Origin of the sequence: Corynebacterium hesseae (assembly GCF_037850265.1) — a bacterium.
Taxonomy (GTDB): Bacteria; Actinomycetota; Actinomycetes; order Mycobacteriales; family Mycobacteriaceae; genus Corynebacterium; species Corynebacterium hesseae.
In genome coordinates this window covers 2,382,025-2,395,795 of the sequence record NZ_CP137211.1, presented here as the reverse complement: position 1 = coordinate 2,395,795, position 13,771 = coordinate 2,382,025, and the positions used below count along the sequence as shown (strand labels likewise).

Below are 13,771 nucleotides of genomic sequence, written 5' to 3'. Positions count from 1 at the left end.
AGCGCTTTGCGTGGAAAATCACCCAGAAATTCACTTGCAATGTTTCGGTGGTGTGCCAAAATAGTTCCGTGTGACGCCCGCTGAGGGTGTCTGCCAAACCGCAAACCCCTCCGGGCAATTTCTTTACCCGGACTTCACAAGAGGAGACCACAATGGATCTTTCTTTCATCGGCGATCAGCTCGGTAACTTCGCTGACTTCGCTTCCGGTATCAAGAACCTGTTCAAGGGCTTCGCTGGTGTCTTCGATGCCATCGCTAATGCAACCCAGCCGGGCTACGAGGTTAAGCCGGAGCTGGACTCCACCGATAAGCTGACCGGCCTGAACGCCCTGTCTTCCAAGTAAGTTATAACCGCTAAATAATCACTAAGTACTTCTAAAAGGAGAAAACAATGGAGCTTCTTTCTTCCACCGGTATCATTGGTACCCTGCTTGACGTTCTCTACGGCCTCGGCGACATGGCTTCCGGCGCTTCCAAGCTGATCGGCCTGCTCTAAATAGCACGCTGCTCACGCAGAACTAAGCGTTAACCCCGCTGACCCATTCTGGGCAGCGGGGTTTCTCATTTCCGCAACCCGCGCCCTGTCCGGCTAGTGCGGTGGCGTGGTACGTTTTCGTAAACATGCCCGCCTGATCACTCGGTTTCAGGACCTTGTGTGCGAAAACGTACCTTAGCACGCGCGGTCCAGGTACGAAACGATCAATTAAGCCCCCAGATCGTCGAATTATGGGGCACTAATTGTTAGAAACGTACATTCTGGGTGGCTGCTGCCGCCCGTCGGGCATACGGGGGTAAAACACGCGGCTACAACTTCTTTTATCGCGCCAGATGTCTGCTTCCTAGATAGAATTAAAGGCATGGCTGACATTAAAGACGACGAACTCCCCGAGATCGACCTTGCGCAGACCGACGGCTACGTCGTCGATGACTCTGATGAAGACGATCCCTCGCTCATCATGCCGGATGGCTCACCGGTTGAAACCTGGCGCGAGAACTACCCGTATGAGGAGCGCATGACGCGTGACGAGTACGAGTCTATTAAGCGCTCCCTGCAGATTGAGCTGCTGAAGTGGCAGAACTGGACCAAGGAAACCGGCCAGCGCCACATCATTCTCTTCGAAGGCCGCGATGCCGCTGGTAAGGGCGGTACCATCAAGCGCTTTAACGAGCACCTCAACCCGCGTGGTGCACGCACCGTGGCGCTTGAGAAGCCCTCCCCGCGCGAGTCCACCTCATGGTATTTCCAGCGCTACATCGAGCATTTCCCGTGCGGCGGTGAGATCGTCTTCTTCGACCGCTCCTGGTACAACCGCTCCGGCGTGGAGCGCGTCATGGGCTTCTGCACGGAGTCCCAGCACGCAGAGTTCCTGCGTGAGGTTCCGATGCTGGAGAACATGATTCTGGGTTCCGGTATCTCCCTGACCAAGCTGTGGTTCTCCGTGACCCGCAAGGAACAGCGCACTCGCTTCGCCATCCGCCAGATCGACCCGGTCCGCCAGTGGAAGCTGTCACCCATGGACCTGGCCTCCCTGGATAAGTGGGATGACTACACCCGCGCGAAGGAAGAGCAGTTCCGCTACACGGATACCGAAGAATCCCCGTGGATCACCATTAAGTCCAACGATAAGAAGCGCGCCCGCATCAACGCTATGCGCTACGTGCTCTCGAAGTTTGAATACACCAACAAGGACCACGAGGTCGTTGGTCAGGTGGATGACAAGATCGTGAAGCGCGGACGCGACCAGATCGGTGACTAGTCACGCACCCCGACCGCTTATTAGCGAGTCAGGCATAAAAAGGAGGCGGCAGGAAAACCTGCCGCCTCCTTTCTGTTTATCTATTTCTTCCAGGGCTCAATCGGGTTGCCCTGCCACTCGGAATTGCCCGGGACTTGGTCGCCGCGCATCACCAAGGAGCCGGGGCCAACCGTCGCCACGCTGCCAATGACTGAGGCGGGCAGCGCCACCGAATGTGAGGCAAGTGTCGCGCCGGCCTTAATGGTCACGGTGTCCAGGCTCATCACGCGGTCCTGGAAGAGGTGCGTTTGCACCACGGTGCCCGGGCCGACGGATGCGCCGTCGCCCACGATGCAGAGATCGGTCTCCGGGAACCAGTAGGAGTCGATCCACGCACCGCGGCCAATCCTGACGCCCAGCGCGCGCAGGCCCAGGTTGATCTCACCCATGCCATAGGTGTGGCTAAAGAACCACGGCGCAGCAACCGCCTCAACGAAGGTATCTTGCAGCTCGTTGAGCCACACGAAGGCGGACCACAGCGGGTGGTCGCCGGCGGTCTGCGTGCCCACGCAGATCCACTTCGCGGCTACTGTGACCGTCATCGCGATAGCGCCCGCCACCATGAGGATGAGGCCGCCGAGGGCCCAGGCGGCGGCGACGCCGAGGGCGTCGGCAAGCGCGTAGAGCGATGCCAGGGTCCCCGCCAGCAGCATGGCCGAGGTCATCGGCGCCAACAGGCGCATGGTCTCAATCGCACCGCGTGCGGCCTTGACCCCAAAGCCCGGGGAGTAGGTGAGGGACTCGCCCTGCACGCCCTCCACGTGGGCCTCGACGCGGCGCATGCGCTCCGGTGGGGAGCCCCACCAGTTGGCACCGGACTTAGTCTTCTTCGGCGTCGACGAGAGAACGGCAACCAGCGAGTTCTTCGACAGCTTGCGGCCCGGACCCGTGATGCCGGAGTTACCCACGAAGGAGCGCTTGCCCACCTTGGTCTCACCCGTGAGCATCCAACCGCCGCCGAGCTCGTAGCCGCCGATCATGGTGTCATCCGCCAGGAAGGCGCCGTCTTTGACCTCGGTGAGTTTGGGCACCATGACGGCCGTGGAAATCTCCACGTCCTTGCCAATCGTCGCACCCAGCGAACGCAGCCACGCCGGGGTGAGCTGCGAGGCATAGATGGGGAAGAGCTGAGTGCGAGCTTCATCCATGAGCCTCTCGATGGTCCACAAGCGCCAACCTTTGGCGGAGCGCACCGGTGCAACACCGGGCGTGATGCCAATCGAAAGGAGGCGCACGCCCAGCCAGGTTTGCAGCATATAGGTAGCAAATGCCACCAGGGCGCCGAGCGGTGCGAAGAAGATGGAGCCGACGAAGGCGGAGCCATCCGTCAGCGCGATGAGGCTAACGACGACAGCCGCGCCGACCGCCAGCGCCACAATGGGCTGCACGGCTAGCAGGACGGACGTGAAGTCATACACAGGAACCCATAGGGGACGGCGCTTCGGGGCATGGGACGGGAAGCGGTGCTTGGAGCGGCCCACCTTCTTGGCGGGGGAGCCGGACCAGCGCTGGCCGTCCTTGACCTTCTTGCGCCCCGTCACGGTGGAGCCGGCCTCTACGTGGGCGTACTTGCCCACGACGGTGCCCGGCAGCAGCGTGGAGCGCGCACCCACGCGCGCGCCTTCCTTGACCTCGATGGCACCGACGCGGAGGATGTCGCCGTCCAGCCAGTAGCCGGTGAGGTCCACTTCCGGTTCGATAGCGGCGTGCTTGCCCAAGGTCAGCAGGCCGGTGACGGGTGGCAATGAGTGAAGGTCCACGCCGCGGCCAATCTTCACGCCCAAGGCGCGGGCATAGTTATTGACGCGGGTAGCGCCCGCCAGGGAGCTGGCGCCTATGGCATTAACCCAGCGCTCAGCGGCCCAAATGCGCAGGTGCGTGGAACCGCCGCGCGGGTACTCGCCAGGCGTGATGCCGGCGGTGATAAGCCGCGCGCCGTAACCACCCAGTGGGATGCGCCCAACCGGGGTGACGAAGACGACGAGCAGGATGGCCACCAGCCACCACGGGGTGGTCATGGCCCAGTCCACGCCCAGCAGGTTCGCCACGTTGGAGCCCAAGAGCAACCAAGCCAGCCAGCTCGTGGCGGCCATGGTCATCACCGGGATCTGGATGAGCGTTTGCGCGATGCGCGTGCCGGCGCGCACGGGCGCTACCTCGCGGGCGGGGCCGGAGTCCTCGGCGGATTCGGCGTCGGCAAGCTGCTCCGCCAGGGAGCCCAGGCGCGGGTGGTCGTAGAGGTCACGCACGGCCACGGTGGGGAAGCGCTCACGGATGCGGCCGACCAGGGTCGCCGCGGCCAGGGAGGTGCCGCCGAGGGAGAAGAAGTCGGCGTTGACGTCCTCGACGGACACGCCCAGGGTGTCCACCCACAGCTCCGCCAACCACTGCTCGGTGGGGTTGAGGCCGGATGCCTCCACACCCACGCCGGGCAGTGGCCACGGCAGGGCCTTCTTATCCACTTTGCCGGAGGTGCGAATCGGCAGCTCCTCCATGACACAAATGCGGGGGACGAGCGCTGCCGGCATGGATTCCGCGAGACGGGCGTGCGCCGCCTCGTGGTCGAAGCCCACCGTGGGCTCCTCCAGCGACACGTAACCGACGAGCACGGACTCGCCGCCCGGTGTCTTCTGCACGGCCACGGCGGAGTTGTACACGTTGGGAAGGGCCGCCACGTTGGCTTCGACCTCACCGAGCTCGATGCGGCGGCCGCCAATCTTGACCTGGTCATCGACGCGGCCCACGAAGTACAGGCCGTCCTCTTCAAGGCGCACGTGGTCGCCTGTGCGGTAGGCGCGCTCCCAGCCCAGAGACTCCAGCGGCGCGTACTTCTCCGCGTCCTTGACTGGGTCCAGGTAGGCGGCCAGGCCCACGCCACCGATGACGAGTTCGCCCACCTCACCGGTGTTTACGGGGACGCCGTGCTTGTCGACGACCACCAGGTCCCAGCCCTTCAACGGCAGCCCGATCGACACGGGCTGGCCCGGCAGCATGCGTTGCGCGCAGGCTACGACGGTGGCCTCGGTGGGGCCGTAGGTATTCCACATCTCGCGGTCCTCGGTGGCTAAGCGGTCCACCAGCTCCTGGGAGCAGGCTTCGCCGCCGACGATGAGGAGGCGGATATTATCCAGGGCCTCGGCGGGCCACAGGCCAGCCAGGGTTGGCACGGTGGAGACCACCGTGATGTCACGGCGAATGAGCCAGGGACCTAAGTCCATGCCGGAGCGCACCAGGGAGCGCGGGGCCGGGACCAGGCAAGCACCGTGGCCCCAGGCCAGCCACATCTCCTCGCAGGAGGCGTCGAAGGCCACGGACAGGCCGGCCAGGACGCGGTCGTCCGGGCCGAGCGGGCCATGCGGGTTATCCGCCAGGAAGAGGGCTGCCTCGGCGTCAACGAAGGCGGCCGCGGAACGGTGGCTCACCGCCACGCCCTTGGGCTTGCCCGTAGAACCGGAGGTAAAGATGATCCAGGCGGTGTCTTCTGGACGCGGTTCGTCGAAGGGGGCGGTGCCGCCACCGTCCTTTTCGTCGAAGGTGGGGCGCGCCCCGCGCTCCCGCAGCATGCGGAAGCCCTCGTCGGTGAAGACACCGTCGATATCGGCCTCGCCGAAGACCATCTCGGCGCGCTCATCGGGGTCGTCGGCGTCGACGGGCACGTAGGCCGCGCCGGCGGCGAGCGTGGACAGGATTGCCAGGTAGAGCTCGCGCTTGCCGGAGGTCATGCGGATGCCGATGCGGTCCCCGCGCCGCACACCGCTGGCGTGGAGTTCGGTGGCCCAGGCGGAGACGTCGGCAAGCAGCTCGGCGTAGGTCAGGATCTCACCGTCATCCAGGGCGGCAGCCTCGGGGTAGTTCTCTGCTGTGGTGCGCACGACGTCCCACAGGGTGCGCGCCGGTGCGGCCTCGGAACCTAGGAGGTAGTGCGCGGGAACCTCGGGCATTGCTGGGGTCTCGGGCTCGTCCGCCTGGAGGGCGTGGCGGCCTCCGGTACTAGGAAGATTATCGGGCTCCGTCATTTAGGCATCACTGCTTTCTGCATCACCGGGCGCGTCGGCCGCGATGATGGCGGTGGCCAGCTTGCGCAGGTGCTTGAGCTGCTTGTTGGTGGATTCGTCGAGGGCCTCGTCCTCCGCTTTCGCCACCAAGACCGCAAGCTCCTTGTGGGCCTTGGTGCCTTTCTTGGTGGAGGCAATGATTTGGCGGCGGCGGTCCTTGGAGTCACGCTCACGCTTGACCCAGTGGCGGGACTCCAGTGAATCGAGGAGGCGCACCATGTCGGAGGCGTCGATGGCTAGGGTTTCCGACAGGGCGGACTGGGACGACGCGGTCTCCGCAACGAGGCAGGTGAGTACCCAGTATTCGCGCAGGGTGGTCCGCTGCGTTTGCAGCGCGGCCTCGACGCCTTCGCGGGTGCGGCGGCGGAGGCGCTCCAGCTGGAAGGAAGGGGACTCCAGGAGCGCGGTAGGGATGGAAACAGAATTCAATGAAGGCATGCCGATGATTCTAACGCGCCTACGGTGGCATGCCTAAATTATGGGTTATGGCCCACTAGTTTCAGGCTGAGGCTAGCTTCTGCACGATGAGTGTGTTGAGAGAAACGCCTTCCCGTTCTGCTTCGATGGTCAGGTCTCGGTGAAGTGACTGAGGTATGCGGAGGTTGAACTTCCCCGAAAAGCTTCGCTGCCCGAATGGTTCTGGGATGTGTTCATTGTTGCGTTGCATATCTTCTAGAGTTTCTTCGACGACGCTGCGCAACTCGGCTTCTGCGGTGGTCGCAGTAGCATCCAGCCATGACAGGGAAGGGAACTCTAGGACTGTGGCAACGAACTCGCCATCTTCTTCTGACCAAGCGGTTTGGTAGGTGTATTTGTCTGCGAGGTTCATGATCTGCTCCTAGAAATAGAAGTCACATACAAGTTGCAGCTCTGAGAAGCGGACGTTTGTCCGTGAGGTCCGCATCTTTGTGAGGATCTTTTCTATCTTGGAAACCACACCTGTATGGTACCGCAAATGGTACCACTAGTGGTTTGGGTAAACCATAGGGCAGCCTTGGGCCTTCCAACCATCCGTTCCGCCCTCGACGTTGATGACGTCCCAGCCCTTGGTGTGCTCCAAGTACTGGCAGACCTGCATGCTGCGCCCGCCTAGGTGGCAGATGACGTAGATGTCTTGGTCCGGGTCAATCTCGTCGATGCGATCAACTAGTTCGCCCATCGGGATGTGCGTGGCGCCTTGGGCATGCTCGGTGTTCCACTCGTGGTCCTCGCGGACGTCGATAAGCTGGGCGTTCTCAGGTACTTCCTGTGGCGTTACGTTTCTCATGCCCCATACCCTAGTCACGCATAGGGCCTAGTGTTGTTACTCCACTCGCCGCGTCCACGGAAGAGCTTCAAACTCTGCGCGGTCCCCGTTCACAAACCGTTCAAGGAGGGACAAGGCTTCGTCGATGTCCTCTAGGAGCATCTGGAAGTTTTCTTCCTCACCGTTGTTGTGGCCCCATTCGACGAGGTAGCGTGCCGCTCCTGTTTCTGAGGGTTGCACGCGGTCGACCTGGCAGTAGTCGCCCGGGACTATTCGGTCAAAGGCTGCTACCCACGCTCCCACTTCGGGGAAGCCGTCCTGGCGAACTGCCTCGAGAAGGTCATCGTTGAAAAGATACGCAGCTGAGCCGAAGACCGTGGCGTTGACCATGAAGCGCTCTTCCTCAGGGATATCTGAGGACGACTTCTGATCTTGCCAATTCACTTTGTCCACCAACTGCGCCGGGGAGTAGGTGAATTCAACCATCAAATCCAGAGCAAGGGGCAGTGGGATGGATGGGATTTCGTGTAGGTTCCCGTCGGGGGTGACAAGGTCAAGCGAAACGTTGTCGCCCGTATAGGTTGTTTCCAAGGTATAACGCTCCTGGAAGTCCACCTGACTCCCGGATCGAACCTCAAGCCTCCATCCTGTGAAGAGGCGAAGGCCTGCTTCGAGTACGGAGGAGGAGGTGGTCACCTCCCAAGTGTTCACATACAACTTATCCGCGAGTAGCTTCAACTGGCAGCTCTCAGCCCCCGGAAGCGGCTTGCCCGACGGGTTGTACAGTGCCAGGGAATCATCGACAACAAGCGAAATGCCATGATCCTGCGCCAGATGAGTAAGCCTCTCTATTGTGACCGACCTGACGTCGGCAGGGATGAGCAGCCGAGTGAGTGCTTGTGCCTCCACGTGCTCCTCGGCGAGGAGGATTTCGCTTCCGAGCTTTGAGTTAATCCTCTCAATATATTTCTGCATCCGAGGGCTGGGCTCGCCATTATGGTCAGCACGGATGCGGTGCATCATGCATACTGATGCTTCTGTCCACTGCTCCTCGCGCTCCGGAAGCTCCATTGCGGTGACCGTGGTGTACGGTGCCGGATCCGAAGATGAAGAGTCCGGGAAGACCGTGGAAATCATCTCGCCGTTGCCGTCCAAATAGTGCTCCGCCACTGCGATGACTTCGTCTGCGATGTCGAAGGTCTGCACATTGTCGGTGCCGAGGTTATCGTAAACCTTCGCGGTCCACTGTCCTTGCGCATTGCGGCCGTAGGCCAGGGAAAATGTTGGCCATTTGTGTAGATGGACCATCACGCCTGCGGGGAGCTCCTTCACCGCGTCCAGCCGGCGCCAGGGTGTTTCGTGGCGGACTGAAGCATCCAGGATTGGCTTAGATTCACGTTGAGGCAACGGCTCCCACGCAAGTTCTTCGATCAACGGGTTGTGATCACTGAAGGAAAGCAGAATCTCTCGTGCTTCTTCGTAAGTATCGACAGTGAGCGTGCGGAATACTGGTTCAGTGGCCTCTGGAGGGAGGCTGGACCATATCAGTTCGAACTGCCCGCTTGCGCGCACGTGCATGGACATATCGAGGCCGTAGCTGCGTTCTTCCGAGCCATAGTTGACTACCTGAAGCCACGTTTGCTCGGACACCGGTAGGCGCAGGGCGTCCTCAAAGGCGCGATCAAGCATCGGTCTGCTGACCTGTCGCCACATAGTTCCCATGCAGTTCCTGATGGAGGAAAGGCCATTGCTGCTCGTGGGGATTCCAGTCGCATTAAAGAGGATGTCCGTGGTTCCAATGAAGACCACCAAGCCGTGGTAATACGCCAGCAAAGCTAGCTTTTCTTGGAGTTCTAAATTGCTCGAATCCATCGTGACCGTGACGGCCGAATGCGCGGGCACGTCCTGTCCGAAGAGTTTGGAGAGTGCGGCCGATGCTTCTTCCATTTCTGGATCCGGCTTCCGGAAGGAGTCCAGCCCTTCCGTCTGAATTAACTCCAGAAAATAGTCATGGTCAGCAATCTTTTCTCGGTTAAAGCGCACGATGTTGAGCTGCACGTCCATTAAGCGGGGTCCTTCCAGAGTGGGTTGGGTAAGGGCACGGACAAGCTTATGCGTCTTGCGTCACAGTTTCCTTGGGATCCTGTGGACGGTCTCTGTCAGGGCGCTCGTGTGGGACGGTGGGCGGGCGCGGGCTTTAGCGGTGTGCTGAGAGGTATTCCAGAATGGCTTTCACGCGGCGGTTGTCCTCGCTGGGGTCCAGCCGCAGCTTGGTGAAGATATTGGAAACGTGCTTGGCCACCGCGGCGGAAGACAGGACGAGCTCGGCGGCGATGTCCTTGTTGGACTTGCCGCGGGACATTAATTCGAGAACCTCGCGCTCGCGTGGAGTGAGCTCGCCCAGACCGCTGCGCCCGGAGCTCATTAACGCCTGCGCCACGGTGGGATCGATGACGGTGCCGCCCTGAGCCACCACGTCCAGGCTGGAGAGGAAGTCCCGCACCTCGGAGACGCGGTCCTTCAACAGGTAGCCTGTGCCGGCATCGGGGGAGTCGAAGAGCTCCACCGCATATGCGGGCGCTACATACTGGGAGAGCACCATGACGGGTAAGCCCGGGTATGCATTTCTCAAGTTCACGGCGGCTTTCAAGCCATCATCGCCCATGCCTGGTGGCATGCGCACGTCCGTGATGACGATGTCCGGAAGCTCATCGCGCAGCTTATCCATCACGGCCTCAAGCGCCGGGGCGGAATCCGCCTGGCCCACAATCGAATGCCCGCGGCGCTCCAGAAGGCCAGCTAAACCTTCGCGCAGAATGGCGGAGTCATCCGCCACGACGATTCTCAAACTCATTTCTTAAACTCCTGACTGTCCGCGATCGAGAAGAAGAGGAATCGAGCACGCTAGCCTCGTCGGCCCGCCCGGGGGAGAGGATAGCGTCATCTCCCCACCGAAAGCGGCGAGGCGCTCGGCCATCCCGGCCAGCCCATGGCCTTGTACCACCTGCGCACCACCTGGCCCCTCATCTACCACAGTGATCTTTAAGGAGGCATCCGCGGTCACTAAAACAGACACCGGCGCGCCGGGCGCGTGCTTGGCAGCGTTGGTCAACGCCTCCGTGCCGAAGAAGTAGCCGCAGGCCAGCACGGAGGCGGAAAGCTTGGGCAAAGGATGCGGGGCGAAGACGCTGACATGGGGGCCGTGGGAAGAAGCAACATCGGCAAGCGCGGCCACCAAACCGTGATCCTGCAGCACCTGCGGGTGGATGCCGTGCACCGTGGTGCGCAAGGATTTGAGGCCGCGGTCCACGTCCTGCTTGGCGGCGGTAAGGAGCTCGGCGAGGTCAGAAGGGGCGTCGAGAAGAGCCTCCCCCAACTTCATGCTCGCGGCCACGAGGTATTGCTGCGCGCCGTCGTGCAAGTCACGCTCGATGCGGGCGCGCTCCACCTCATAGGCATCCGCGATGGCGCGGCGCGAGGCCGTGAGCTGCGCAATCTTCTCCGCTTGCTGCTGCTCATGGTTGGTGGGCTGGGGCTTTCTTCGGAACACAGGCCCAGCATAGTGGTCCGCCCCTGCGGCAGGGGTAGTGCTGGCACTACCTTAAAGAGCAACGCTAGGGCTGTTCTTTAAGCGGGCCTGAGACGGTGAAATGAGAGACATGGCACAGACACTTTCCCTGACAGACATCACCAAGGATTTCGGCGGCGGCCCGGTGCTCGCTGGAATCTCCCTCAACATCGAACCGGGCGAACTCGTGGCCGTCATGGGGCCGTCCGGCTCCGGCAAGTCCACGCTGCTGCACTGCATGTCCGGCGTGCTCACCCCCACGCACGGCAGCGTGCGCTACGGGGATGAAGAGCTCTCCGCGCTTGGCGACGGTCCCCGCTCCCGCACCCGCCTGCGCAACTTCGGCTTCGTCTTCCAAGACGGCCAGCTGCTGCCGGAGCTGAGCAACGTGGACAACGTGGCGCTGCCTGCGATGCTCAACGGTATGGGGCGGGGTGCGGCCCGCAAGCGCGCGATGGAATTGCTGGACCAGCTGGGCCTGGGTGGTTTGGCGGAGCGCCGCCCAGCGCAGGTTTCTGGCGGTCAGGCGCAGCGCGTGACTATTGCGCGTGCGCTGGTGGCTTCTCCGGGCGTGGTCTTCGCCGATGAGCCGACCGGTGCGTTGGACCAGTCCACGGGCCACGAGGTCATGCAGATGCTCACCACCATCGTGCGCCAGTCGGGTGCCAGCCTGGTCATGGTCACGCACGACCCGAAGGTGGCCGACTGGATGCAGCGCCGCGTGGAGATTCGCGATGGCATCATCCACGACGACCGCCGCCTCGAGGTGATTCGATGAACACCGCGACTTTGGTCTTTGACCTGCAGCGCGAATCCATTCGCGCGCGATCCGGAACAGGAATCGTCTCGATGCTGGCGATTGTGAGCTTGACCATTGGCTCCGCCATCGCCTTCCTCGTTGCGGGTGGTACCTGGATGTTCTGGCAGCGCGCCCAGCACGTCGAGGATGCCGCCCCGGCACTCAAGGAGGCCTTCGGCAACGAGATGGAGGCCTTCCTCTATCCCTGGTTTGCCCTAGCCCTTTTTGCTTGCGCGTTCATTCTTCCGGCGCTGTTTAACCTCACTGCCCAAGCCGCCGTCCTCGGTGCGTCCGGCAGGGAACAGCGCCTGGCCACCCTGCGCCTGTTGGGATTGAGCTCCCGCCAGGTGGAGCGCATGGTCATCGTGGAGACCGGACTGCAAGCCATCGTCGGCATCGTGCTCGGCGGGCTGATCAGCCTGCTCGTCGCGCCGGTCTTCACCCAGCTGGATTTCCAGATGCGTTCCATTGCTCTGTCCGAGCTTCTCCTCCCGTGGTGGGGCTACCTCGCCGTGGCGGGTGTGCTTTTCCTGCTGGCCATCGGTGCGGCACTCGTCGGCATGCAGCGCGTGCGCGTGAGCCCGCTGGGCGTGGCCAAGCGTCAGATGCCCGCGGCTTACCGCTGGTGGCGCGCCATCGTCTTCCTCATCATTGTGGTGGTCGGTGGAGTTTTCCTCTCTGGCAAGGCGGGCCCGCCGACCGCCATGGTCATCGTGGTCATGTTCGGCATGCTGATGAGCATCAACCTCATCGCTCCCTTCATCCTGCAGCTCGGCGCGCACATCTTGTCCCTCTTCCCGGGCACCGCGCACTTCGTGGCCTGCCAGCGAGTGGCAGGTAATGCGCGCCCCGCCTGGCGGCGGAGTGCGGCCATCGGCTTCTTCGGCTACTTGGCGGGATTCCTCGTTGCCGCACCCCTGGGCGCAGACGCTTTGGCCCTGGTGTTGAAGGAAGACCCGGGGATGAACGTGGTGTTCAAGGACATCTCCACCGGTGTTCTATTAACCCTCATTTTTGGCTTCACGCTGACCACCATGTCCATCATCCTGGGACAGGTCTCCGGCATCTTTGAGGATAAGGAGCTCATCCGCTCCCTGGATCTCATGGGCGTGCCGCGCGGCTTCCAGTTCCGCTCCGGTGCCTGGACCGTCATGGGGCCGGTCGTGGGCTTGAGCTTCTTCGGCTTCCTCTTCGGCGGTGGCATCGCCTCGCTGATGTTCTTCTCCAGTGTCGATTCAAGCGACGTCGATGTTCTCGGCCGCATGCTCATGGCCTTCGGATTCCTGGCCATAGGTTGGTTGGTCACGCTGCTAGCCATTGTCATTGTTGAACCCCTGCGCGGCTACGTGCTGCGCACGGGAGGAAGGAAAGAATGAAAACTGTACTGAAAATCTTCGGCGGACTGTTCCTTGTTGCCCTCATCGCCGTGGTCGCGGCCGTGTACTTCTTCGGCCCCTCCTATGGTGGGGCGCTGTTGGGCAAGCCCTACTTCCTCTTCAACGCCAGCGAGAAGCGCATCAACACCGCGATGGTGGACACCGCAGCTTTCACCGGCATTTACGGCGAAAGCGAAGAATTCCAGCGCGCCCGTGAGGCCTTTAAGGAGGACCCCACGAACCCGGATCTCCTCGATGCCGCCATTGACGCCGCAGGCGGCAAGCACTCCAGCGTCTTTAGCGCCGAAAAAGAAAAGGCCATTGAGCGCACCGAGCCTTCGGTCGATTTCGACGACGGTGTCCTGCGCGCCACCGTGCCGTCGATTGGCCGCCATAATGACGGCCAGGCCTATGCCGATACCTTGGCTCAAGGCCTGACTGCCCACCCGGAGGCGTGCGCTGCCGTGGTGGACCTGCGCGGCAACGGCGGCGGTGACATGGGCCCGATGTACGCGGGCTTAAGCCCCCTGCTGCCGGATGGCACCGCGCTCTCCTTCGTCAGCCGGATGGGGACCTCTGACGTCACCATCGACGGCAACTCCGTCACCGGCGGTGGCACGCCCACAACCACGTCGGGTGGCAAGATTGAGGTCCCCGTCGCCGTGCTCACCGACGACGAAACCGCGTCCTCCGGCGAGGCCACCCTTCTGGCCTTCCGAGGCCTGGATAACGTGCGCACCTTCGGCGAGCCGACCGCCGGCTACGCCTCTGCGAACGTGGTCCTGGATTATCCGGATGGCCGCTCGCTCATGCTCACCACGGCTAAGGACAAGGCGCGCACGGGCGAGGAGTTCGCCGAGGATCCCATTGCCCCCGATGCCCCGGAATCGGAGCTCGATGGCTGGCTTGCCTCCCACTGTGGTTCCTAAGC

12 protein-coding genes are annotated in these 13,771 nt (G+C 62.3%); 5 read left to right on the top strand and 7 right to left on the bottom strand.

Annotation, left to right across the window (positions count from 1 at the left end; genetic code table 11):
• Positions 1–152 precede the first annotated feature (152 nt).
• Both R3O64_RS11320 and ppk2 read left to right on the top strand, forming a co-directional pair.
• The gene (locus tag R3O64_RS11320) at positions 153–344 is read left to right on the top strand and encodes a PorH family porin (RefSeq protein WP_154762604.1); all 192 of its coding nucleotides are present in this window, start codon (positions 153–155) and stop codon (positions 342–344) included.
• Between the two features lie 513 nt (positions 345–857).
• Positions 858–1,757 (top strand): polyphosphate kinase 2, encoded by a 900-nt coding sequence (gene ppk2 / locus R3O64_RS11315; protein ID WP_070522677.1) that lies wholly within the window; start codon positions 858–860, stop codon positions 1,755–1,757.
• Between the two features lie 80 nt (positions 1,758–1,837).
• Here the strand turns inward: ppk2 and R3O64_RS11310 are convergent, their stop codons facing one another.
• The 7 genes from R3O64_RS11310 to R3O64_RS11280 all read right to left on the bottom strand — a co-directional run bounded on the left by R3O64_RS11310 (position 1,838) and on the right by R3O64_RS11280 (position 10,647).
• Positions 1,838–5,812, bottom strand: a complete 3,975-nt coding sequence (locus R3O64_RS11310; RefSeq protein ID WP_425248907.1) for a Pls/PosA family non-ribosomal peptide synthetase — start codon at positions 5,810–5,812, stop codon at positions 1,838–1,840.
• Positions 5,813–6,289: a MarR family winged helix-turn-helix transcriptional regulator gene (locus R3O64_RS11305; RefSeq protein ID WP_070522684.1), complete on the bottom strand. Its 477-nt coding sequence runs from the start codon at positions 6,287–6,289 to the stop codon at positions 5,813–5,815. It abuts the gene before it with no gap.
• Positions 6,290–6,350: 61 nt separating this feature from the next.
• Positions 6,351–6,680 (bottom strand): type II toxin-antitoxin system HicB family antitoxin, encoded by a 330-nt coding sequence (locus R3O64_RS11300; RefSeq protein WP_339016928.1) that lies wholly within the window; start codon positions 6,678–6,680, stop codon positions 6,351–6,353.
• A gap of 135 nt (positions 6,681–6,815) precedes the next feature.
• Positions 6,816–7,118: a rhodanese-like domain-containing protein gene (locus tag R3O64_RS11295; protein WP_070522692.1), complete on the bottom strand. Its 303-nt coding sequence runs from the start codon at positions 7,116–7,118 to the stop codon at positions 6,816–6,818.
• Between the two features lie 36 nt (positions 7,119–7,154).
• Positions 7,155–9,161 (bottom strand): hypothetical protein, encoded by a 2,007-nt coding sequence (locus R3O64_RS11290; protein WP_101736064.1) that lies wholly within the window; start codon positions 9,159–9,161, stop codon positions 7,155–7,157.
• A 133-nt stretch (positions 9,162–9,294) separates the two neighbouring features.
• Positions 9,295–9,951 (bottom strand): LuxR C-terminal-related transcriptional regulator, encoded by a 657-nt coding sequence (locus R3O64_RS11285; RefSeq protein WP_144014569.1) that lies wholly within the window; start codon positions 9,949–9,951, stop codon positions 9,295–9,297.
• Between the two features lie 3 nt (positions 9,952–9,954).
• Complete coding sequence (locus R3O64_RS11280; RefSeq protein WP_339016927.1) at positions 9,955–10,647, bottom strand: sensor histidine kinase; 693 nt, start codon at positions 10,645–10,647, stop codon at positions 9,955–9,957.
• 109 nt (positions 10,648–10,756) lie between these two features.
• Here R3O64_RS11280 and R3O64_RS11275 point away from each other — a divergent pair, with 109 nt between their 5' ends.
• The 3 genes from R3O64_RS11275 to R3O64_RS11265 are packed head-to-tail and all read left to right on the top strand — an operon-like array spanning position 10,757 to position 13,769.
• Complete coding sequence (locus R3O64_RS11275; RefSeq protein ID WP_339016926.1) at positions 10,757–11,443, top strand: ABC transporter ATP-binding protein; 687 nt, start codon at positions 10,757–10,759, stop codon at positions 11,441–11,443.
• Entirely contained in the window at positions 11,440–12,840 is a 1,401-nt protein-coding gene (locus R3O64_RS11270) for an FtsX-like permease family protein (RefSeq protein WP_339016925.1), read from the top strand. Before R3O64_RS11275 ends, R3O64_RS11270 begins: the two co-directional genes overlap by 4 nt.
• On the top strand, positions 12,837–13,769 hold the full coding sequence (locus tag R3O64_RS11265; protein WP_339016924.1) for a S41 family peptidase: 933 nt from the start codon (positions 12,837–12,839) through the stop codon (positions 13,767–13,769). The genes R3O64_RS11270 and R3O64_RS11265 overlap by 4 nt, the downstream gene beginning before the upstream one ends.
• The last annotated feature ends 2 nt before the right edge of the window (positions 13,770–13,771 follow it).